At 38.6% G+C, this 21,320-nt stretch carries 17 protein-coding genes; 3 read left to right on the top strand and 14 right to left on the bottom strand.

Going from position 1 to position 21,320, the window contains the following annotated elements:
• Positions 1-397: 397 nt before the first annotated feature.
• From AC1Z3K_RS18395 to AC1Z3K_RS18345, 11 genes are all read right to left on the bottom strand, one after another.
• Positions 398-1,129 carry an ABC transporter permease gene (locus tag AC1Z3K_RS18395; protein ID WP_461733544.1) on the bottom strand — a complete coding sequence of 244 codons (732 nt, stop codon included), beginning with the start codon at positions 1,127-1,129 and terminating at the stop codon, positions 398-400.
• Positions 1,122-2,048, bottom strand: a complete 927-nt coding sequence (locus AC1Z3K_RS18390; RefSeq protein ID WP_461733543.1) for an ATP-binding cassette domain-containing protein — start codon at positions 2,046-2,048, stop codon at positions 1,122-1,124. Before AC1Z3K_RS18390 ends, AC1Z3K_RS18395 begins: the two co-directional genes overlap by 8 nt.
• A gap of 61 nt (positions 2,049-2,109) precedes the next feature.
• Positions 2,110-3,027: a sensor histidine kinase gene (locus AC1Z3K_RS18385; RefSeq protein ID WP_461733542.1), complete on the bottom strand. Its 918-nt coding sequence runs from the start codon at positions 3,025-3,027 to the stop codon at positions 2,110-2,112.
• 2 nt (positions 3,028-3,029) lie between these two features.
• A complete protein-coding gene (locus AC1Z3K_RS18380) occupies positions 3,030-3,722 on the bottom strand; it encodes a response regulator transcription factor (protein WP_461733541.1) in 693 nt (230 codons plus the stop codon).
• A gap of 360 nt (positions 3,723-4,082) precedes the next feature.
• A complete protein-coding gene (locus AC1Z3K_RS18375; protein ID WP_461733540.1) occupies positions 4,083-5,417 on the bottom strand; it encodes a hypothetical protein in 1,335 nt (444 codons plus the stop codon).
• Between the two features lie 274 nt (positions 5,418-5,691).
• Complete coding sequence (tig, locus tag AC1Z3K_RS18370) at positions 5,692-6,975, bottom strand: trigger factor (RefSeq protein WP_426083378.1); 1,284 nt, start codon at positions 6,973-6,975, stop codon at positions 5,692-5,694.
• A gap of 149 nt (positions 6,976-7,124) precedes the next feature.
• Positions 7,125-7,526 carry a DUF1398 family protein gene (locus AC1Z3K_RS18365; protein WP_461733539.1) on the bottom strand — a complete coding sequence of 134 codons (402 nt, stop codon included), beginning with the start codon at positions 7,524-7,526 and terminating at the stop codon, positions 7,125-7,127.
• A 264-nt stretch (positions 7,527-7,790) separates the two neighbouring features.
• Positions 7,791-8,759, bottom strand: a complete 969-nt coding sequence (locus AC1Z3K_RS18360) for a DUF1002 domain-containing protein (protein WP_426083375.1) — start codon at positions 8,757-8,759, stop codon at positions 7,791-7,793.
• A 180-nt stretch (positions 8,760-8,939) separates the two neighbouring features.
• The gene (gene ptsP, locus AC1Z3K_RS18355; RefSeq protein WP_461733538.1) at positions 8,940-10,667 is read right to left on the bottom strand and encodes a phosphoenolpyruvate--protein phosphotransferase; all 1,728 of its coding nucleotides are present in this window, start codon (positions 10,665-10,667) and stop codon (positions 8,940-8,942) included.
• The gene (locus tag AC1Z3K_RS18350) at positions 10,667-10,933 is read right to left on the bottom strand and encodes a phosphocarrier protein HPr (protein WP_086349025.1); all 267 of its coding nucleotides are present in this window, start codon (positions 10,931-10,933) and stop codon (positions 10,667-10,669) included. The genes ptsP and AC1Z3K_RS18350 overlap by 1 nt, the downstream gene beginning before the upstream one ends.
• A 167-nt stretch (positions 10,934-11,100) precedes the next feature.
• The gene (locus AC1Z3K_RS18345) at positions 11,101-11,283 is read right to left on the bottom strand and encodes a hypothetical protein (RefSeq protein ID WP_426083371.1); all 183 of its coding nucleotides are present in this window, start codon (positions 11,281-11,283) and stop codon (positions 11,101-11,103) included.
• A 230-nt stretch (positions 11,284-11,513) separates the two neighbouring features.
• Here AC1Z3K_RS18345 and AC1Z3K_RS18340 point away from each other — a divergent pair, with 230 nt between their 5' ends.
• Entirely contained in the window at positions 11,514-13,763 is a 2,250-nt protein-coding gene (locus tag AC1Z3K_RS18340; protein WP_426083369.1) for an ATP-dependent Clp protease ATP-binding subunit, read from the top strand.
• Positions 13,764-14,026: 263 nt separating this feature from the next.
• The gene (locus AC1Z3K_RS18335; RefSeq protein ID WP_426083367.1) at positions 14,027-14,344 is read left to right on the top strand and encodes a DUF1827 family protein; all 318 of its coding nucleotides are present in this window, start codon (positions 14,027-14,029) and stop codon (positions 14,342-14,344) included.
• 55 nt (positions 14,345-14,399) lie between these two features.
• On the opposite strand, the gene AC1Z3K_RS18330 is transcribed toward AC1Z3K_RS18335, so the two are convergent.
• Positions 14,400-15,977: a peptide chain release factor 3 gene (locus AC1Z3K_RS18330; RefSeq protein WP_461733537.1), complete on the bottom strand. Its 1,578-nt coding sequence runs from the start codon at positions 15,975-15,977 to the stop codon at positions 14,400-14,402.
• Between the two features lie 314 nt (positions 15,978-16,291).
• Here AC1Z3K_RS18330 and AC1Z3K_RS18325 point away from each other — a divergent pair, with 314 nt between their 5' ends.
• Positions 16,292-17,758 carry a helix-turn-helix domain-containing protein gene (locus AC1Z3K_RS18325; RefSeq protein ID WP_426083363.1) on the top strand — a complete coding sequence of 489 codons (1,467 nt, stop codon included), beginning with the start codon at positions 16,292-16,294 and terminating at the stop codon, positions 17,756-17,758.
• A gap of 162 nt (positions 17,759-17,920) precedes the next feature.
• Here the strand turns inward: AC1Z3K_RS18325 and AC1Z3K_RS18320 are convergent, their stop codons facing one another.
• Together AC1Z3K_RS18320 and AC1Z3K_RS18315 are read right to left on the bottom strand one after the other, a co-directional pair.
• Positions 17,921-19,300: a hemolysin family protein gene (locus tag AC1Z3K_RS18320; protein ID WP_426083361.1), complete on the bottom strand. Its 1,380-nt coding sequence runs from the start codon at positions 19,298-19,300 to the stop codon at positions 17,921-17,923.
• A 426-nt stretch (positions 19,301-19,726) separates the two neighbouring features.
• Complete coding sequence (locus tag AC1Z3K_RS18315; protein ID WP_461733545.1) at positions 19,727-20,839, bottom strand: AI-2E family transporter; 1,113 nt, start codon at positions 20,837-20,839, stop codon at positions 19,727-19,729.
• Positions 20,840-21,320: the final 481 nt, after the last annotated feature.

Genomic DNA, 21,320 nt, shown 5'->3' with positions numbered 1-21,320 from the left:
TTGGGGGTCAGTGCCGAAGTGTTCAGCTTCAAGCAATAAGGCGGAAATTCCGAAAATTGTTCTACAAATTTTTGCGAATTTCCGCCTTATTGTCGAAGAAGTTACTTCTGAAACACCGTTTATCCGGTTTTAAGGGACTGAGGCATACTAATGTCACAGCCCCTATTTTAATAAGTATCGTTAAAAGGAAAAAACTAAAGAAAAACCTTGAAGAACGCAGCTTTAAGTAAAGAAAAGTAGCGTAGAGATAAAACAACGATGGTCTTTTCTTTTTAGAAAAGAGAAAACATAGTTTCATCTATCTTCGTTTTTTTTCCCGAAAAGGAAAGAACTATCCTTTTCTATGAGGGGTGTCTGCTTATCAGCATTTTCCTCTCTCATCCCAAATCCTCCCTACTCATAAATCCTGTCTTTTAAATGTCCAAATAGCCAGCAGACAGCCTAAAAGTCCTGATATCACAATTGAAGCCAGACACACATACCAGTAAATACTTCCGTCGTCTATCAATTGTAAGATACTGACAGCTGACCAAGGAACTACACTTCCTAATGGAAGCATCTCCAGAGATATTTGTGATCCAGCTACCTGAAGTCCGGTAAACAATAAGGTGAACAGAATCGCTGGATAAAAGAGTGTTCTTTGTTTGACAGCTATCCACAATACCGGCATGAAAGCTGCAAAACTAAAAGCCCCAGTTTTTACAAGACCTGTCCAAACTAAAGATATGCCTTGACTAACTATACTTGAGTCATAGAATAAAAAGCTGCCGATTATGGTAATTAGAACTGTTGATGCCAGCGTCAAAAGATACCAGATAGCCCAAACAATAAGCTTCGCTGCAATAAAATAACTACGCTTCACTGGAGCAGTCAAATTATTAATCACTGTCTTTTCTTCATATTCTTTTTGAATCAGCTGAGTGATGACGAGTCCGCTTATCACTGGAAAAATCATGTAGAGGAACATCGAAATGCCTTGCATCCATTCTTGATATGAAAAGAGGGTTTCATCTATCAACAGGCTTTTCAATATAAACAGTACAGGAACTGCACAAACAATCAGAAACCCAATACCTATCATTCTATTTTTCTTAACCTTTCGCAGTTCAGCAGCTAGTACATTATCCACTAATACTACCTCCTGTAAGCAGCTTAAAATGATCTTCTAAATTACTGATTTTCTGCTCCAGATGGGTGATACCTATCCCATTATCAATCAACGCTTTCCCAATAAAAGAAATAGAGACTTTTTTATCATATATTTTGATAAAACCAGATTCTTCAACAGTATATTTCTCGATGCCAAGCTCGTTTTCCAACTGATAAACAGTCCTCTTTATATCTTCTGTCTTTAGCAATATATACTCTACTGCCCGTTCTTCTAACTCAGTAACTGAGCATTCTTCCAGTAAAACACCGTTATGAACAATCCCTATATCGTCCGCAAGCAAAGTAATTTCTGAAAGAATATGACTGGAGATAATAATAGTTTTGCCCTGTTCTCGGCTCAAGTCTTTTAAAAAGACGCGCATCTCAGCAATTCCAATTGGATCAAGTCCATTGGTCGGTTCATCAAGAATCAAAAGCTCTGGGTCATTCAGTATAGCATTAGCAATTCCTAACCGTTGCTTCATCCCCATAGAATACGCTGAAAAGGGTTTTCGGTCCTCGAAAGGCAGTCCCACCACTGTCAATGCCTGTTCTACTGCAGATTTGCTAATCGTTCCACGAAGCCGGGCAAATATTTTCAGATTCTCTGTGCCTGTTAGATGTGCGTAAAAGCAAGGCGTTTCAATGATTGAACCAACTCTTGGATACAGTTTTTCTTCATTCTGTTTAAGCGGCTGGTTAAACAACCAGATATCCCCCGATGAAACAGCCGTCAAGCCTAGAATCATTTTCATTATTGTTGTTTTTCCTGCACCATTCCTTCCTATGAGACCATAAATTCTACCTTTTTTCACAGACATATCAATACCGCCTATAACTACCTGATCTCCATATTTTTTGGTAAGACGACTTGTTGATAGTACAAGAGGTTTTTCCATATTGTTTTTCCTCCCTTCAACCAAATCATAGCAAACACACCTTGTTAAAACCTTGCTGAAATCATGACTTAATCATATTTTTTGAAAATACGATACTAAAGGTCGTCCCTGTCCCCTGCTCACTCTCGACAGAAAGCTGCCCAGCTAATTTATAAACAAGCTCCTGCGCAATTGAAAGTCCCAAGCCGTTACTATGAACGGAACGGGCACTATCGCATTTATATAATCTTTGAAAAATATGCGGCAGTTCTTCTGCCGCTATACCTACTCCATTATCTGATATTTTTATTACAACTGAATCGGAACGATTGCCGATTGATAGAGACAAGCAGCTTGCTTCGCTGTGATGAAGGATGTTGGAAAAAATATTGCTCAAAATCCGATGATATGCTGTCTTGTCTGTCCATATGAAAATGGGCTCTTCAGGAATGTCAAACTGCAGCTGCAGTCCTCCAGCCTCAAAATCTGCCAGCCAATCCGCTATTACCTGTCTGGTATATTCACTCAAATTTTCCTTTTCAAACGTGTAAACCTCTTCGCCAGATTCCAACTTGGACCATTCAAACAGTGTCTCTACATACTTGCTTAAATGTATCGCCTTATTTTTAGCAGTTTCAAAAAGCTGCTGCTGTTCATGTGAAAGAGGTTCACTGCTTAAAACATCCAAATAAGCCATTAATGAAGTCAACGGCGTCCGAATATCATGAGATAGACCTGTAACCAGCTTTTTATAAGCTGCTTCCGCTTTGTCTAGTTCTACCGCCCGTATCTTAGCTTGAATAACAACTTCGTTGATTTTATAAACGACTTCACTCGTTATATCCCCTTCACAAGCGTATAATCTGCGGTCAAGATTACCAGCTGCCACATCATCCAGTGTTTCAGAAATAGCCGCTAGCTGTTTCTTCGTTTTTCCAGATGCCAGGTACTGAAGCACGATAATTGCGCACAAGCCAATCAACATAGTATATAAAATCATCCTTATACCTCCGGGTTAAATCTGTAGCCAATACCATGCACCGTTTCAATATAATCAAGTTGGAGCTGTTCATTTCTGATTTTCTTCCTCAGTTTACTAATGAACGACATAATATTGCTGTCGTCGTAAGCATAAGTCCCCTTCCACACATAGGTATAGATTTGTTCTTTTGTGTAAACCCGTCCCTGTTCAGAGGCGAGAAAATAGAGCAGCTCGAACTCTTTTGCAGTGAGCCGCAGCAGAGAATCATTCAGCTTGGCCTGCCGCTTAGAATAATCTAGTATAAGACCAGGAAAATGCAGCTGTTCTCCTTCATCCGGCTGACTGAAAACTGTATACCTGCGAATCAGCGACTGAACTCTGGCAATCAGCTCGTTAAGCAGAAAAGGCTTCGTTAAATAATCATCAGCCCCCATGCGTAGTCCAGATACCTTATCTATCTCGGAATCCCTTGCTGTAAGCATCAAAACTGGAACTGTACTGGTTTTTCTAATCTCTGTCAACAGTTCAAAACCACTTTTATCCGGCAGCATTACGTCCAGTAAAACTAGAGAAAAATGACCTTTACGAAACGCAGTCAAACCTTCTTGACCAGCATAACTAACGACTGCATGGTAGCCTTCCAGCTGTAGCTGCCTTTTCAAGAGCTGACAAAGTTCTTTATCATCGTCTACTATCAAAATGTTCTTTGTCATCAAATCCTCTTCTTCCTGTTTTAAATTATCAAGTTTTTAACATTCTTGCCATATTTGCAAGTTTTAGTAGCCAGCCTCATTCATAATAATCGATAAAAATGCTGCTTTACAAAATTTTCTCAGACAAGCTCACTTTTATTATATAAAGTCTGCTTAGTAAACTCAAATTGACCTTAGCCAAATCACGAAACCAACTTGGGAAACCTCCCAAATAAAATACTCATAATATAAATAAATAAAAAAATAAGAGTTTGGGATAATAACAAATTCCCAAACCCTTAGTCTGCCTAAATCCAAATAAACGGTCTATTTCTTAAAATAAAGCACTTTTATCCTAGCCTTTTATCTCTAATCATGTAATTATTCTTCTCTGTGTACAAGACTTAACTCATCCGGATCTAACTGATCTGCGCTTAAAAACGCTACTCTCAGATGATTTTCTGCTTTTTTCAAATCAAAATACACAGCTTCTTCTTTCTGATTCATATTACTGATATTCGCATCAAACAATCTATGCTGAAGCTCATCCAACGGAAGCTCTTTAAGCGCATCATCCGGCAAGTAAAAGCGCAAAACTGCTAAGTAAGATTCATATTTCTCGTCTACTACATTGATTTCCAGATATTGTCTTATGTAGAATTCATATGCTGAAACACCTTTATCCAGAGCCAATTCAGGATTAACTACACGGTAGTTCATCATTTTCTTACCAGGATGATCAATCCAAGGGAAGTATGCCTGAACATTTAAAATCCCCTTTGTTCGATTTTCTGAATAAAGATTCCGCAGGTAATCGCTGCTGCGTGTTACAAAAAAAGTAGCCTTCTTCTTTTCAACAGGCTGGAGCTGATCGTTCTGATATTGAACAGTCTGAACAACCTGGTCAATAAAAGCAAATTCAATAACCGGTGCCTTCAGGATTCCTACGCCGTTATTCCAAACCAGCTGATCCACGCCAATCTGTTCTCTATAGAATTGCTGAAAATCTTGATTGACCTCTGCATCCCATTTGAACGGATTGATAAACAATGAGATTTTCACTACATCGTTTTTCAATTCTTCAATCGTCTGGACACGTTGTACTTCCAGAAAAATTTGTTTGGGAATAATCTGATAATACAAGCTGGAGTAATACATTTTCCAACAAGAAGTCAGACAAAGACCTTTAAAAAATATATCATAGCCGGCTAGCTGATTGCAGTCAACAACCACTTCTTTGTTATTGTTGTATCTTTTCGGCAGCTGCCTAAGCTCGTCTGCAGTCTCAAAATCACGTTTATCCGGACGTTCTACATTATTGTAAAGATACTCATCCAAAGAGCGTACATACCCGTAAATACCACATTTTTCCATTCTAGTGTCACAATAGTTCTCTATCATTCCTTGATACTTTGAGAATACCTCAGCATCAAGAATATTTCGCTCCATGATAGATAAACCGGAAACATGTATTTGAAATTCTCCACCATCTGCGTGGAGCTTCAGCCAGAGATTATCCTTTTCTGTCAATTGTTCAAATCGATCCTTGATTGCGAATAAATCAAACGGCTGTGTATCATCATCGTCTATCCGATAGTATTGGGGATCTGTCAGAATTCTTATAAAACTTAGCCAGTCTTTCAACAGCTCTGTTAATTCTTCAGAAGAGCTGCTTCTCAATTGAGCCATCATGTACATTTTTCCAGTTTTTTTCATTCTATCCCCTCCTTCATCATTAGTTAGTAAATTATCGATAGCAATCTCTATCAGACAGTGACTATCTCATTGGTTTTGTTTAGTCTATCGATCTGTTTCAAAAAAGTACTATAACAAATAATTAAATGTGCCGAAACAACTTGTACAAGCAAAACTACATAATTAAACTATAGCATACGGTTATCGATTATGCTATTTATGCTGACTTGTATGAATGAAACAAAAAATGAGACCGGACGAAGCCCGACCTCATTTTCAATTCAGCATACCTGGTTTATTTTTCAGTCGCTGTTTCAGTTACTACTTCAACAGCCTTCTTCATGCGGATATCATGTTTCAGCATATCTTCAGTCAGCACACGGCGAACTTGATCTTCCGGCATATTGTATTGTTCAGCCAAATCTTTGATTTCAGCTTCAATATCTGCTTCAGATACTTCAATAGCTTCTGCATCTGCAATTGCTTCAATCACAAGATTGGTTTTTGTACGAGTTTCCGCTTCCCCTTCAAACTGCTTATGCAGGTCTGCTTCAGTTGTACCAGTTAACTGGTAGTACATATCAGGAGCGATTCCTTGACGCTGCATGTTGTTTAGGAATTCATCCATCGAACGGTGAACTTCATCGTGCACCATCACATGTGGTAAATCAACGATTTCAGCATTTTCAACGGCTAAACGAATAGCTGCTTCATCTTTCGCTTCTTCAGCAGCTGCTACTTTAGCATCAGTCAGCTCTGTACGGTATTTTTCTTTCAACTCAGCTAATGTTTCAATTGAATCATCTACATCTTTTGCAAAATCATCATCCAGTTCAGGTAATTCTTTTGCTTTCACTTCATGGATTTTAACATTGAATACAGCATCTTGACCAGCTAAATCTTCAGCTTGGTAATCTTCTGGGAAAGTAACCTTTACTTCTGTTTCTTCACCGGCTTTTTTACCTACCAGCTGTGCTTCAAAGCCAGGAATAAATGAGTTTGAACCCAACTCAAGAGCGTAATTTTCACCTTTTCCGCCTTCAAATGCTTCACCATCTTTGAAGCCTTCAAAGTCAATAACTACAGTATCGCCGTCTACAGCTGCTTCATCTTCTTTGATAACCAGTTCAGCTAGAGATTCCTGTTCACGCTTCAAACGTGCATCAACATCTTCCTCTGTTACTTCACGGTCTTGTTTTTCAACTGTCAGATTTTTGTATTCACCAAGTTTTACTTCTGGTTTTACAGTTACTTCTGCAGTGATAACCCAGTCTTCACCTTTATTCATGCTTTCAACGTCAATTTTAGGTTGAGAAACTGGTTCGATAGCTGCTTCTTTTACCGCTGCTTCATATGACTCTGGTAAAACAGCATTCAATGCATCTTCGTACAATGCTTCTTCACCATACATACGGTTAAATACTTGACGAGATACTTTCCCTTTACGGAAACCTGGAACATTCAGGTTTTTCTTCACTTTGTTAAAAGCTTGTACTAAGCCTTTTTCGATTGTTTGGCTATCGATTGAAAAAGTTAACACACCATCATTCGTGCCCTTTTTTTCCCATTTCGCAGACATTAAATTCCCTCCGAATAACATTATTTATACATCATATTTGCTTTATGCATACCTTTAAATAGTACACTATCACTGGATAAATGTAAATATTTTAGATGATATCCATCAGAAGAATTTCTGTTTTTTTATGATTCAAGACAATTCTTCAATTATTGTTCAGTAATCAGCGGAATCGGCTCAGCTAGTATCTCATTTTTTTTAACATCCCGATAAGAAACTACCATCTGCTCTAAATCAGTTATCCAATAACTAATCCCCGCTTTTCCGGCGATCTGACAGAAGCCCTCAAAATCAATCATACCTGCCTGAGCCTTTGTCACAGCTGCCTTTATGCCTGAAGCTGAAGGCTGTTCTGCAACAGTTTTAGCAACACCGTTCATTCGCAAATAGATAGTTGAATTTTCATCATAGTAGCGGTAGACTCCTTCTTCTACAAAGTAATCATATCGCTTGACCCCTAGATTCTTAAAGCGCTGAATCAACAAAGCAAAACCTCCTGCATTTTCCTCTTGATTCACAGCATTTTCAATATCTTGATAATTCAATGTCATTGCTACTCCTCCGATGCTTTTCATCCTATTGAAGCATATTTTGATTTTGTCAGCAATTATTCCGTATTAAAACCAATTATCCAGCTGCCGTTTTATCCGAAAAAAAGAGTCCGGGACATAAACAAAATCCCAGACTTTTGACATCCCTAAAACCGAATAAACGGTATTCCAAAAGCAGCTTTCTCGGAGCTGAACACTTTTGTAACAACCTCTGCAGCCATATATCTACTTTGTTCTTCACTTCATTGAGCTTAATTAGGCTTGCTATTCCCCGCCAGTAATAGCGTTCCAAATCCCAGTAAAGAAGCTCTTAATATGCTCCCACACACCTTTTGATTTCTCTTGGAGCTGTTCCTTAGCTTTGGTTAAGTCCAGTTCTCCTACGAAATCCTCAAAAATATTCTTGTCTTTCATGTCGCTCATTAAGGTAGTCAACTCAGTTACCTGATCTGAGGTCATCACATCTTCTATTCCTTGACTCTTCAAAGCCTTTTCTACAGCTTCCTGGATATCTTTTTGAGTTAACGTCTGACCATCGGCTGTTTTAGCTGCCAATTCCGTTTTGGCTTGTTCCTGTGCAGCATTTAACGCTTCATCTGTATAGCCGTCCTTTTCTTTATTTTCTTCAGTGATTTTAGAGAGTACGTCCATTTCGTCCTGAGCGACCTCTACACGGTCTCTGTTGATTATTCCGCCTGATTCTTCAACAATCTTATAGACGCCGGCTAACGCGCCGGAACCGTCGATTGGCACGGCCGAAGCAACTGTCAGTTTCGCATCAGAAATTCCTGCTGTTAAAGCGGCATTTTGATACTGTGCAGCAGTAATTCTAGTGATATTCTCAGGTGTGGCAATATCCACAGTAATCCCCGAGCCCTTCTGCTCCGTCTCCATACGCACAGAACTATAAACAGCCCATTCCGCATTGAATCCCCCATCGGGAATAAAGCTCATCAAATCCTGACCATTAGTTGTATAGATTGGGGTTTCTCCTTTTATACCAAGCTTCTCCAGTGTGTAGTCCTGCTGTTCCTTTGTCAGAGCATTTCCCAATGCAACAGCATTAATCTGCAGCGCTTCTTCAGAGCTGCTGGAGGTCTCAGTCGTACTTGAGCTCTCTGTTGCTGCTCCAGTACTTTCTTCTGTTGCTAAAGCCGTTTTTCCGTTATATAAACCGACAGATAATAAAAGCATCGCCAAAGCGATTGCACTGATTTTTTGTTTACGTTTCATAGTAGTCCTCCTAAAAATTTTACTGGTTTTCACTATACAGCAAGAAGATTAGTTATTTGTTAAGAATAAATCATTTTAATAAAATTTTATTGTGTTGAATCTTAAAAATCGCTCTAATTGAATACAAAAAATCATTACCTAGTCAGAGTGAATCTGTCTAGGTAATGATTTAAATATGACTTATTTTGTGTATTCTTCAACCAATTCAACGACTTCTTCCATAGTATCACACTCGTTAAGAGCACGATCCGCTAGTTCAGCCATCTTAGTAGTATCCAAACGTTTCATCAAACTGCGAGTTTTCAGGATTGATGTTGCGCTCATAGAGAATTCATCCAGTCCCATACCTACTAATAGAGGTACAGCTGTTTGATCTCCTGCCATCTCTCCACACATACCAGCCCATTTTCCTTCAGCGTGTGCTGCATCAATAACGTTTTTAATCAAACGTAGAATTGATGGGTTATATGGTTGGTACAAGTAAGAAACTCGTTCATTCATACGGTCAGCAGCCATTGTATACTGAATCAAATCATTTGTTCCAACACTGAAGAAGTCAACTTCTTTAGCAAATTTGTCAGCAATCACTGCTGCTGCAGGAATCTCAATCATGATACCAACTTGAATCGTATCAGAAACTGTGCTTCCTTCACTTACTAATTTTTGTTTTTCTTCATCAAAGATTTTTTTCGCTGCTCTGAATTCTTTCAGAGTAGCAACCATTGGGAACATGATTCGCAGATTACCATGAACTGAAGCACGAAGCAACGCACGCATTTGTGTACGGAACATATCGTCTCCTTGTTCAGATAAGCTGATACGCAATGCACGGTAACCTAAGAATGGATTCATTTCATGAGGCAGCTGCAGGTAAGGAAGCTCTTTGTCTCCGCCGATATCCATCGTACGAACAACAACCGGCTTGCCATCCATGCCTTCAAGAACAGCTTTATATGCTTCGTACTGATCCTCCTCTGTTGGGAAATCAGGTGAATCCATATACAAGAATTCTGTACGGTATAAACCAATCGCTTCACCGCCATTATTATGAACACCTTCTAAATCTTTTGGTGTACCAATGTTGGCAGCTAACTCAAAATGTTTGCCGTCAGCAGTTTCTGTTTTTGCATTTTTCAGCTTTTCCCACTCGGCTTTCAGGTCAGCGTATGCTTTCCCTTTAGCTTCAAAGTCAGCCTTTTCTGCATCTGTAGGATCTAAAATCACATCTCCATCAATACCGTTAACAGCTAAAATGTCGCCGGCTTTAACTTTAGCAGTGATTTCCATTGTTCCCACGATTGCAGGGATTTCCAGTGAACGAGCCATAATCGCTGAATGCGATGTACGTCCGCCAATGTCGGTAACAAAGGCTTTTACATACGTTCTATCCAACTGAGCTGTATCACTTGGAGTTAAGTCATGAGCAACGACGATTACTTCTTCGTTGATCATTGAAGGGTTTGGTAAAGTTACCCCTAGTAAATGTGCTAAAACACGTTTTGCTACGTCGCGGATATCAGCAGCACGTTCCTGCATGTACGCATTATCGTCCATTGCTTCGAACATACCGATATACATATCAGTAACTTCTTTCAAACCGGCTTCAGCATTTACTTTGTTATCTTGAATATTTTGTTTGATCTGTCCGATCATTTCCGGATCAGCCAAAACCATTAAGTGTGCATCAAAAACCTGTGCTTCTTCTTCACCAAGACTTTGTGCTGCCTTTTCTCTGATAGCCTGAAGTTCTACTGTAGATTTTGCTAATGCATCATCTAAACGAGCTTCTTCAACTGCAGTATCTTCTACAGAAGTTTTGCTGAAAGAAAGGTCTGGTTGTACAAGAAGATAGGCTTTAGCAATTGCAACACCATCACTTGCGGCAATTCCCTTAAGCATCTCAGACATTATTCAGACAATCCTTCTTTTTTCATTGTTTCAACGATTGCAGCAATTGCGTCCGCTTCGTCAACACCGTCTACAGTGATAGTTACGTCAGAGCCTTGGCCTACACCAAGAGACATAACTCCCATGATTGACTTAAGGTTAACTGATTTACCTTTGTACTCTAAGTTAATATCAGAGTTAAATTTGCTTGCAGTTTGTACTAGTAATGTAGCTGGACGTGCGTGAATCCCTGTTTCTGCTACAACGTGAAAGTCTTTCTTTTCCATATGAATCGGTCTCCTTCGTAAGTAAAATATTTTTTTATGTTAGGGTTTTCTTAACAACACAAAAGCGCCTTTGGAACAACCCTTTCAATTTTTAAGATTACCATTTTTTTGATATTGTTACAACTGTTTTCAACGATTTTTTAAGGAATCACGTAAACCTTTTCAAACTATTTAACGAATCGGTAAATAATTTCTCCGTTCAGCCCAGCTTCCCCGATAATTTTAGTCCGATCAGGAAGAACTTTCCAGGCCTCTCTGAATAGATTGAAATCGTTTCTCTCAACGACTATTTCGCTGATTTCCCCCTCTTTCAGCTGCTGAATTCGTTCCTCAAACGGGTTTTCGAACATAGGAAATTTCCACCTCCCTTTTTGAAATCTCTATTATTTTAAATGAAAGCCGCTGATTTGTCTAAACTTGAGATTCTAGCAAGGTTTATTACTTATACATAACGAGTTGAAATACTTGATTCTTCAATAAAACATGCTATAATAATCTCAAAGGTCAATAAAGGTCAGTTGTTTTTTTGACCTTTTATTCGACTGATTTCTTTTAAAAGTGAAAGGACGTGTTTTAGTAGATGATTTGTCAAAACTGTAAGCAAAATGAAGCTACGATTCACTTATATGCAAATGTCAATGGTCAAAGGAAACAGCTGGACTATTGCCAAAGCTGCTATCAAAAATTAAAAGCACAAGCAAATAATACTTCCCCTACGATGTCTCAGGACCCGTTTGGCTTTGGAAGCTTAGATGATTTATACCGCTCTCTTTCTCAGCAAATGCAGCAGGGAGACCGCTTAGGTCAGCAGACGCCGCCAACACAATTTGGCGATGGCAACGGCTTTAACGGACAACCGCCGCGAGGAGGAGGACAAGCTTCCGGCTTACTAGGCGAGTATGGCATCAATATAACTGAAGCTGCCAGAAAAGGCGACATCGACCCCGTAGTCGGACGTGATGACGAAATCAAACGTGTAATTGAAATCCTAAACAGAAGAACCAAAAATAACCCTGTTTTGATTGGTGAGCCTGGTGTTGGTAAAACTGCAGTTGTAGAAGGACTAGCCCAAAAAATAATCGATGGCGATGTTCCTCAAAAGCTGCTTGAAAAAGAAGTGATTCGCTTAGATGTTGCTTCTCTTGTTCAAGGAACAGGTATCAGAGGTCAGTTTGAAGAAAGAATGCAAAAATTGATTGAGGAAATCAAACAAGCGGAAAATGTTATCCTGTTTATTGATGAAGTTCATGAATTAGTTGGTGCCGGAGCAGCTGGTGATGGAAATATGGATGCAGGAAATATCCTGAAGCCGGCACTTGCTAGAGGTGAGCTGCAGATGGTCGGAGCTACTACATTAACCGAATATCGGATTATTGAAAAAGATGCCGCATTAGAACGTAGAATGCAGCCAGTTCGTGTAGACGAGCCTTCAGTAGAGGAAACTATTGCAATTTTGCAAGGACTTCAAAAGCGCTATGAAGATTATCATCATGTGAAATACACTGATGAAGCGATTAAGGCTGCTGCTTATCTTTCCAACCGTTACATTCAAGATCGTTTTCTACCTGATAAAGCAATTGACTTGCTTGATGAGTCTGGTTCAAAAATGAACCTAACAATTCAGATTGCTGATCCAAAAACCATTGAGCGGAAATTAGCGGAAGCAGAACAGCAAAAACAACAAGCCTCTGCCGAAGAAGATTTTGAAAAAGCTGCTTACTACCGTGATCAGATTAACAAGCTGCAGGTTATGAAGGAAAAACAAGTCAGCGATGATGAAATGCCGGTTATCACAGAAAAAGTTATTGAAGCGATTGTTGAGCAGCGGACAGGAATTCCAGTCGGCGAGCTGAAAGAAAAAGAGCAAACACAGCTGAAAAATCTGTCTGATGATTTGAAAGCAAATGTAATCGGGCAAGATGCGGCTGTTGATAAAGTAGCGAAAGCGATTCGTAGAAATCGGGTAGGCTTAGGCAAAAAGAACCGTCCAATTGGCTCCTTCCTTTTTGTTGGACCAACTGGTGTGGGTAAAACTGAGCTGGCTAAACAGTTAGCCTTTGAATTATTCGGTTCAGAAGATACGATGGTCCGCTTTGACATGAGTGAATACATGGAGAAACACAGTGTATCAAAACTGATTGGTTCTCCTCCAGGTTATGTCGGCTATGATGAAGCCGGTCAGCTGACTGAAAAAGTCCGTCGGAATCCTTACAGTCTGATTCTATTGGATGAAATTGAAAAAGCCCATCCGGATGTTCTGCATATGTTCTTACAGATTTTGGATGATGGACGTTTGACAGATGCTCAGGGACGAACAGTCAGTTTCAAGGATACTATCATCATTATGACTAGTAATGCCGGAAGCGGAAAAATTGAAGCTAATGTCGGTTTTGGTGCTGCCCGTGAAGGCGTAACCCGCTCTATCCTTGGTCAGCTGAATAATTTCTTTACACCAGAATTTTTAAACAGATTTGACGGCATTGTAGAATTCAGTGCATTGAGCAAAGAAGACCTGTTGAAAATTGTCACATTAATGCTGAACGAAGTGAACCAGCTATTGGCTCCGCAAAAGCTTCATATTGAGGTGCCAATCGAGGTGAAGGAAAAACTCGTTGACCTTGGCTATGATCCTGCAATGGGTGCTAGACCATTAAGACGGACCATTCAGGAACAAATAGAAGATGGTATCGCAGAGTACTATTTGGACCATCCCGAAGATACAGCTCTAGCAGCTGAATTAACAGATGAAGACAAGATTATTGTGACAACACAAAAGTCTGCTGCTGAAGAACTTAAAGCAGATGATGCTGTCGATACAAAAACTGAGTAAATAAAGAATAACAGCTCCGTTTATTAGAAAAGAATATACTAAGCCCCAACCTGTCCATAAACAAGACTGATTGGGGTTTTTTTACAAATTAAAGGAAATGGATAAAAAAACAAAAAAATAAACCAATTTTTTATACTTGACCCAAGTTTTATGGTAAAATTTAAGCATAATTCTTTTTATTTGAAAAAAAGCCATTTATAATTAACGTGCGTTATAGTTTACATATTTCGAAGAAAAATAGGAAAGAAATAGAGGTGAGATGTATGAAATTAGTTAATGTTACCAACAGTCACAGAAACTTGGTAAATAAGCAGCTGGAAAATACAGACGCTCAATTTGTCAAAGTATATTCCGCAGGGAATACTACAGTAGTCTACTCTGAAGCAGAAAGCCATGTAGAGATTCTAATCCTGAACCAAAAGCGGGCAATTAGAAAAGCCGAGGCCAACGAAATCTTGAAATTCTTTTTGAAACGCTTGCCGAAAGAATTGGTTCAAAATGATAAGATAGAAGTTATTGAACTGAAGGGCATCACAGAAATTTCAATTCCTTTAGCCGGTGCTTTAATCAGAAGCTCCTGAAATGAACTAAAACAAAAAAGCATCCAGCAGCTCAACAGCTGCCGGATGTTTTTGCTTATAATAGACTACTTAACTCGACCTCTGGATATTTGTCCGCAAACCAACGCATAGCAAACTGGTTTTCAAATAAGAACAGCGGCTGATCAAAACGGTCCTTGGCCAGAATATTCCGACTTGAGCTCATGCGTTCATCCAAATCTTCTGGTTTAATCCACCGGGCGATTTTCGATCCCATTGGTGTCATTATCACCTCAGAATTGTATTCATTCATCATTCGATGCTGGAAAACCTCAAACTGCAGTTGTCCGACTGCCCCGATGATATATTCTTCTGTCAGATATGTCTTGTATAACTGAATAGCTCCTTCTTGAACAAGCTGATACATGCCTTTATGAAATGATTTTTGCTTCATGACATTTTTTGCTGTAACCTTCATAAACAGCTCTGGCGTAAATGACGGCAGTTCTTCGTACTTAACCTTTAGCTTACCTTCGTAAAGACTATCTCCAATCTGGTAATTCCCAGTGTCATAGACCCCAATGATGTCTCCAGCAACCGCTTCTTCAACGTTTTCTCTGGCATCTGCCATAAACTGAGTCACATTGCTAAGCTTAATTTTTTTACTGGTTCTTTCAAGAGTAACATCCATTCCCCGTTCAAACGTACCTGAGCAAATACGTACAAAAGCAATCCGATCCCGATGGGCCGGATTCATATTCGCCTGAATTTTAAAAACAAAACCAGAGAATTCTTCTTCATAAGGACTGACTTCTTCCCCATCCTCTGTTCGATGTGCATAGGGTGCAGGCGCAAACTGCAAAAATGTTTCCAGGAAAGTCTGAACACCAAAATTTGTTAAGGCTGATCCAAAGAAAACCGGCGTTTGATTTCCCTGAGCGATTTTTCCTTCATCAAATGCATCCCCTGCTTCCAAAAGCAGTTCCACATCTTCTAATGCCTGATGATATAGATTATTTTCATTCAATGGGTGATTATCAGGAATTTCACCGTCTTTTAGCGGGATAAATTTGTCTTGCCCATGTGCTTCTGAACGGTACAGCTCTACCCGTTCATTATAGATATCATACAGTCCTTCTAGACCTTTACCCATGCCAATCGGCCAGTTCATCGGGTAAGATTCAATCTCCAAAACTTCTTCAAGCTCTTCCAGCAAATCAAGAGGTTCACGTCCATCTCTATCCAGCTTATTAATAAATGTAAAAATCGGAATTCCTCTTTTTTTTACAACCTGAAACAGCTTCTTGGTCTGTGCCTCAATCCCTTTCGCACTATCAATAACCATCACTGCACTATCCACTGCCATCAATGTTCGGTAAGTATCTTCAGAGAAGTCCTCATGGCCAGGTGTATCCAAAATATTTACTCTTTTTCCATCATAATCAAACTGCATAACAGAGCTTGTTACAGAAATTCCCCGCTGCTTTTCAATTTCCATCCAGTCTGATTTCGCAAAATTCCCAGTTTTCTTTCCTTTAACTGTTCCTGCTTGACGAATCGCTCCGCCAAAGAGCAGCAGCTGCTCTGTAATTGTCGTTTTTCCGGCATCCGGATGGGAAATAATCGCAAACGTACGGCGGCTATCCACCTGCTCTTTTAAATTTGGATTGTTCATATACATTTTAACTCCATTCTTCTTCAAAAATTGTCTATGTTTTCTGTTTTTCAGCAGTAATAATTATGATTTACATCGCGTTTCTCCTATAAATAAATTTCAACTAGTGTAGTATATCATGGAACAGGGCATAATTTCAAAATTATAAAAAACTTATTTTGTGAAGCAATTTCTTTCAAAATAATATATAATCGTTATATCACATAGTTGTTTTAGACATGTTACTTGTATGGGGAGTAGTTATTTGACAACACAAAGCCAATCGAATTGTCAGAATTATTTTTGGAATAACACAATACAAGGAGGGACTTTTCATGTTTGAAGAGCTAATTCTGGAAGATATAACGAAAAGGAAGCTGACCTTGTTTAATCTTCTGGCAAAGCTGCCGGATGATTATTACAGTATTAATTTCCTTGAAAGCAATCTGGATTATTCTTATAGCCGGGTCTCGTATCTTCTAGAACTAATTCAACAAGATCTTGATGATCTTACACAGACCTCTGCCGAGTTTATCACTGATCAGGGGATTCACTATGATCGTTCAGTTTCTTACGATCAGTATTACCAGTATTTAATAACACAAAGTATTCCATATTTACTCATTCTATCCGTTGTCTACTATCCTAAAGACAATTTGGATGATTTCTGCAGGAAAAATTTTTTGAGTAAAGCCTCAGTCATCAGAAAGGCGAAACCGCTTAATGACTACTTTAAGCAGTTCAATATTAAACTAAACATTTCTCAGTTAAAGCTGACTGGAGAAGAGCGGCTGATTCGCATTGTTTTGTATGCGCTAATTTGGTTTACCTCTCAAAGTATGAATCTGCCGAATACCGATATCCGCTTGGATTATGAAAAAATTCGAAATAATATAAGCTCATGCTTTCCAAAACACCACAGCTATTCCGGCACTATCCAAATTAAATTAATGCTGGACATCATTTATTTGCGGATTACTAATGGCTATTTCCTAACGGAAAAAACAAAAATCTCTTCTTACGTTCCCACAGATGTCGAACTAGGAAAGGACTTTCTAGAACCGATTGTTACAGATGCAAAAGTCCTTGAAGCAGAATCACAGTTTTCAGCACTATTACTTGTAATCACACCAAATTATTATGATGAGGAGGATATACGTTTTAGGTTTCTGGAAAATTATCTTAAGCGGGAAAATAATCAGGCTGCTACATTGCTGAATGAGTTCTGGGACTATTTATCCGATGTTTACGGATTCACTCAAAAAAAACATAAAATTCTTTATGGTAATGTGGCAAATATCATCTTCCCAATTGCTGTCTTAAAAAAATCAATGCCGGGAATTCTCACACTAAATAAGAGCTCCAGTCTGCTGCAGAATAAATATTTTCTTGATCTGCATAAATCATTTAAAGCTTTTTTCAGAAAAATAGCCAAAAGAAAACATTTTAGCTGGCTTAATGAGCAGGTCAAACCCTTATCAATCACTCTAGCACTGCTCTTATTCCCGTCATGGGAAACAATGACGAAAAATAAAGTTATAAAAATTGGTTTGATTGCTGAGTCCAATTATTTACTAACACAGCAGCTGATTAATTTTCTTGATGAACTGGTATTTGTTGAACTAGATGCATTGAACGATAATTGTACGGATTTTGATTTAATTATCGCCACATCTTCTTATCTTTTGCCGCCAAACTGTTCACTGCCAGCTTTTGTTTTTAGATACTCTCTTGATAATCAAAAGCAATTTACTGAGCTGTATCAAACATTAAAAGAAGTCCAGCAAACAAAAAATGAATGAACAAAGTAATCTTTTTTGTTGAAGAAGCTATAGTCCTTAATCGGTGACATCTATTGGCGCAACAGTTTATTTCACACATGTCTTGCAACATTTTATTTCTATGCTCGTTGACTACATAAGAAAAGAGAGCCACAATTGCTGGCTCTCTCTTTTTATGCCTATTTATCTTCTTGGCTCATCGTCTTCTACATCTTTTCGGAAAAGACGGCGCCCTTCTTCCGGTTCTTCATCTACCACTTCTTCATCATGGAAAATCACCCGCAGAATCAATATTCTTGCACCTTCCATTTCTTCAGAAATAAGCGTGATATTTCCAATGTCAAAAGAAAGCTTCTCGCCTTCATCAGGAATTGTTCCAAGAGCAGTAATCAGATAACCAGCCATCGTGTCTACATCACTCATGTGAAGATCTGTATCAAAGGCTTCATTAAACTCATCAATCAGCATCCGTCCCTGAACCAGATATTCGTGGTCGTTGACTTTAGAATAGAGATTTTCAATCTCATCGGATTCATCATCGATTTCTCCAACAATTTCTTCCAGCAAATCTTCCAATGTTGCTAGACCCACAACGCCACCATACTCATCCAATAAGATAGCCATTTGATTTTGTGTTCGCTTCAATTCATACAGTAGATCATCAATAAAAATAGTTTCCGGGACAAATAATGGCTCCTGCACAATATCTAATAAATCAAGATGATCAAACCCCTGGCTGTGAGCAGCCTTTAAAAGATTCTTTGTGTGAAGGACACCAACAATTTTATCTTTATCATCATTATAAACAGGTATTCTGGAGTAATTCTCTGAAAGAATAAGGTTGATGTTGTCAGTTACGCTGTCTTCAATGTTAATCATAAACGCATCTGTTCGGGGAACCATTACTTCACGGGCTACTTTTGTATCCAATGAGAAAACTCCCTGCAGCATTTCCAACTCATCATTTTCCAAGACGCCCTCTGTTTCAAGCATATAGCGCATCTCATCCCTTGTCATTTTAGAATCTCCATCATCAAATTTCATTGGTGTCAGTCGTGAAATTAAATCTGTAGAAGCAGAAAGCAGCCAAACAAATGGCCGGGCAATCATTCCCAGAAAACGAACGGGTCCAGAAGTAAACTTCGCTACTTCTTCCGACTTATTCATGGCAATTCGTTTCGGATACAATTCACCAAATACAATCGATACATAGGTCAGTAAAGCTAAAACAATGATGCTCGCCAGATTTTTAGCAAAGGCACCACCACCTAGAATTGGTGCTAGTTTGGTTGCTAAGTTATCTGCTAGAGAGGCCCCTGATAAAATGTTTACCAGTGTAATCCCTACCTGAATTGTTGAAAGAAAATTATTGGGATCTTCCAAAATTTTCAACAGCTTCTTAGCCTTTGTATCTCCTTCTTCTGATTTTTGTTCCAAGCGGTTCTTATTTACAGAAACCGCTGCAATTTCAGCCGCCGCTAGAAATGCATTGATTAATGTTAGTACGACAAGCAATAAAATTTGTGCGATAAGCGACTGACTCTCGGGGTCAGCATTGTTCATAATTGTGTTCTCTCCTTCTTCTTCATGGTCCGATGTCCCTTATCTCTACACTGCTAAAGCAGCTAGAATAACGGCTCTCCTTCTTCTTCGTGGTCCGATGTCCCTTATCTCTACACTGCTAAAGCAGCTAGAATAACGGCTCTCCTTCTTCTTCATGGTTCGATGTCCTCTATCTCTATACTGCTAAAGCAGCTAGAATAGCGGCTCTCCTTCTTCCTGGTCCGCTGCTTGTTAATCCTAGGTTGTGAAATCAACCGGAATACCAAACTTCTTCCAATCATAAGGGCTTACTTTCTTATCACTATTTCCGAGGTCGTTTATGTCCAACTCACTGAAAATACCAACCCTGGAAAAGATGATAAAAAACGTGACTACTTTTCCCAGTAGTCACGATAAAAGCGTATCATAAGTGGACAATTATTTCAATCATTGTCCACTGTTTTTCGTCTCATTTGAATTCTCCAAAACTAAGGCTGTCCGCTCTTCTGTTTTGCTCTTTCGAACCATTTCTATGACATACAGAACAATTGTCCGGCAAATCGCATAAAAAGGTACCCCTAGAAAAATTCCTAATAAACCTGCGATATTTCCAGCAACAAGTAAAATCAAAATAATTGTTAGTGGATGAATCTTCAATGTTTTCCCGATTACATTAGGATAAATAATGTTTCCATCCAGCTGCTGTACAATTAAAACCACCACACAGCATAGCAACGCCTTGAATGGTTCATCAAAAACGGTTACTAAAACTGCTGGTGCCAAGCCAAGATAGGGTCCCAAATATGGAATAAGGTTGGTCAATCCAGCGATAACACCGAAAAGGAAGGCATAGCGTACACCAATTAATGAATAGCCGATAATTGTAAATGTGCCGACGAATAAACACTCAATTGCCTGTCCGCTAATGTAATTCGATAAGGTTTTATCCAGCTTATCCAGCAGTGTAACAATATCCGCTTTACGTTTTTCCGGCATAAAGCGTTGAATTCCCGGAACCAGCCGGTCTCCATCCTTTAACATATAGAACAGAATAAACGGTGCTGTAACAATCACAATTGTTGTTGAAGCAACCGTAGACACTAATGAGCCCAAACTGCTTGACAGCCCGCTCAGAAACTGCTGAATGATATTGCCATATGAAATATCCAGCTGATCAACATAGCTTGTTAAATCTAAATCTTTAAAAATTGGTAGCTCAGCCATCTGGTATACCCAGGTTTCGATATTTTTGAACACATCAGGCATACTAGCTGCCAAACTAGCCAGCTGATTTGCTAAGCTTGGTATCACACTAACTAAAATTAGAATTAATGAAGCTATCAATAATATGAAAACCAGCATAATAGCATAAATTCTTTTGAGTTTCAGTTTGGTCAGCAGTTTAACTAATGGGTTCAAAATATAATAAAGAAAACCTGCAACTAAAACTGGTGCAAACAGCGTTGAGAAAAACGTCCCGATTGGCTCAAACAGAAAATTTATCTTTGTGGAAACAAAAATCAACGTTGCTAAAACCAATAGCTCAACAGACCAGAACATCAATTTTGACTCCTTTAATTTATCAAACAATACATTCCCTCCCTACAATATAGCTTGTTTATAGATTTTAGCATATCTTTTATTAGTAAGGATAGCAATATCGTTTTGATCATGTTATAAAATATTGAATGAAATACAAATTAACGATTAGTTGTATTTCTCCTTAATATCTTGATATAAAAAATATTTTTCTAACAACAAAATCCCGATTTTGATAAGTATAAACCAAATGTCGACATTAATTTATTACTTATGGTATTTAAATTAAGAGAATCAGGAAAATACACTGAGAAAAAATCTAAAAAAAACAGTCAAATTTTGACAATAATCATCAAAATCAACTGTTTTTTTGGTTCTATACTTTTTGATGTTGGTGGAATTCCACCAATATCTTTTTTATTTTCCAAAACAATAGAAAAGACACCTTGAAATCCTTTAGAATTAATTTGGCGAACCAATCCAAAAGGAGGAATCAAGATGT

This window comes from Enterococcus sp. LJL128, assembly GCF_056924295.1.
The sequence above is the reverse complement of the archived record's forward strand: the minus strand, read 5'-3'. Positions and strand labels throughout refer to the sequence as shown.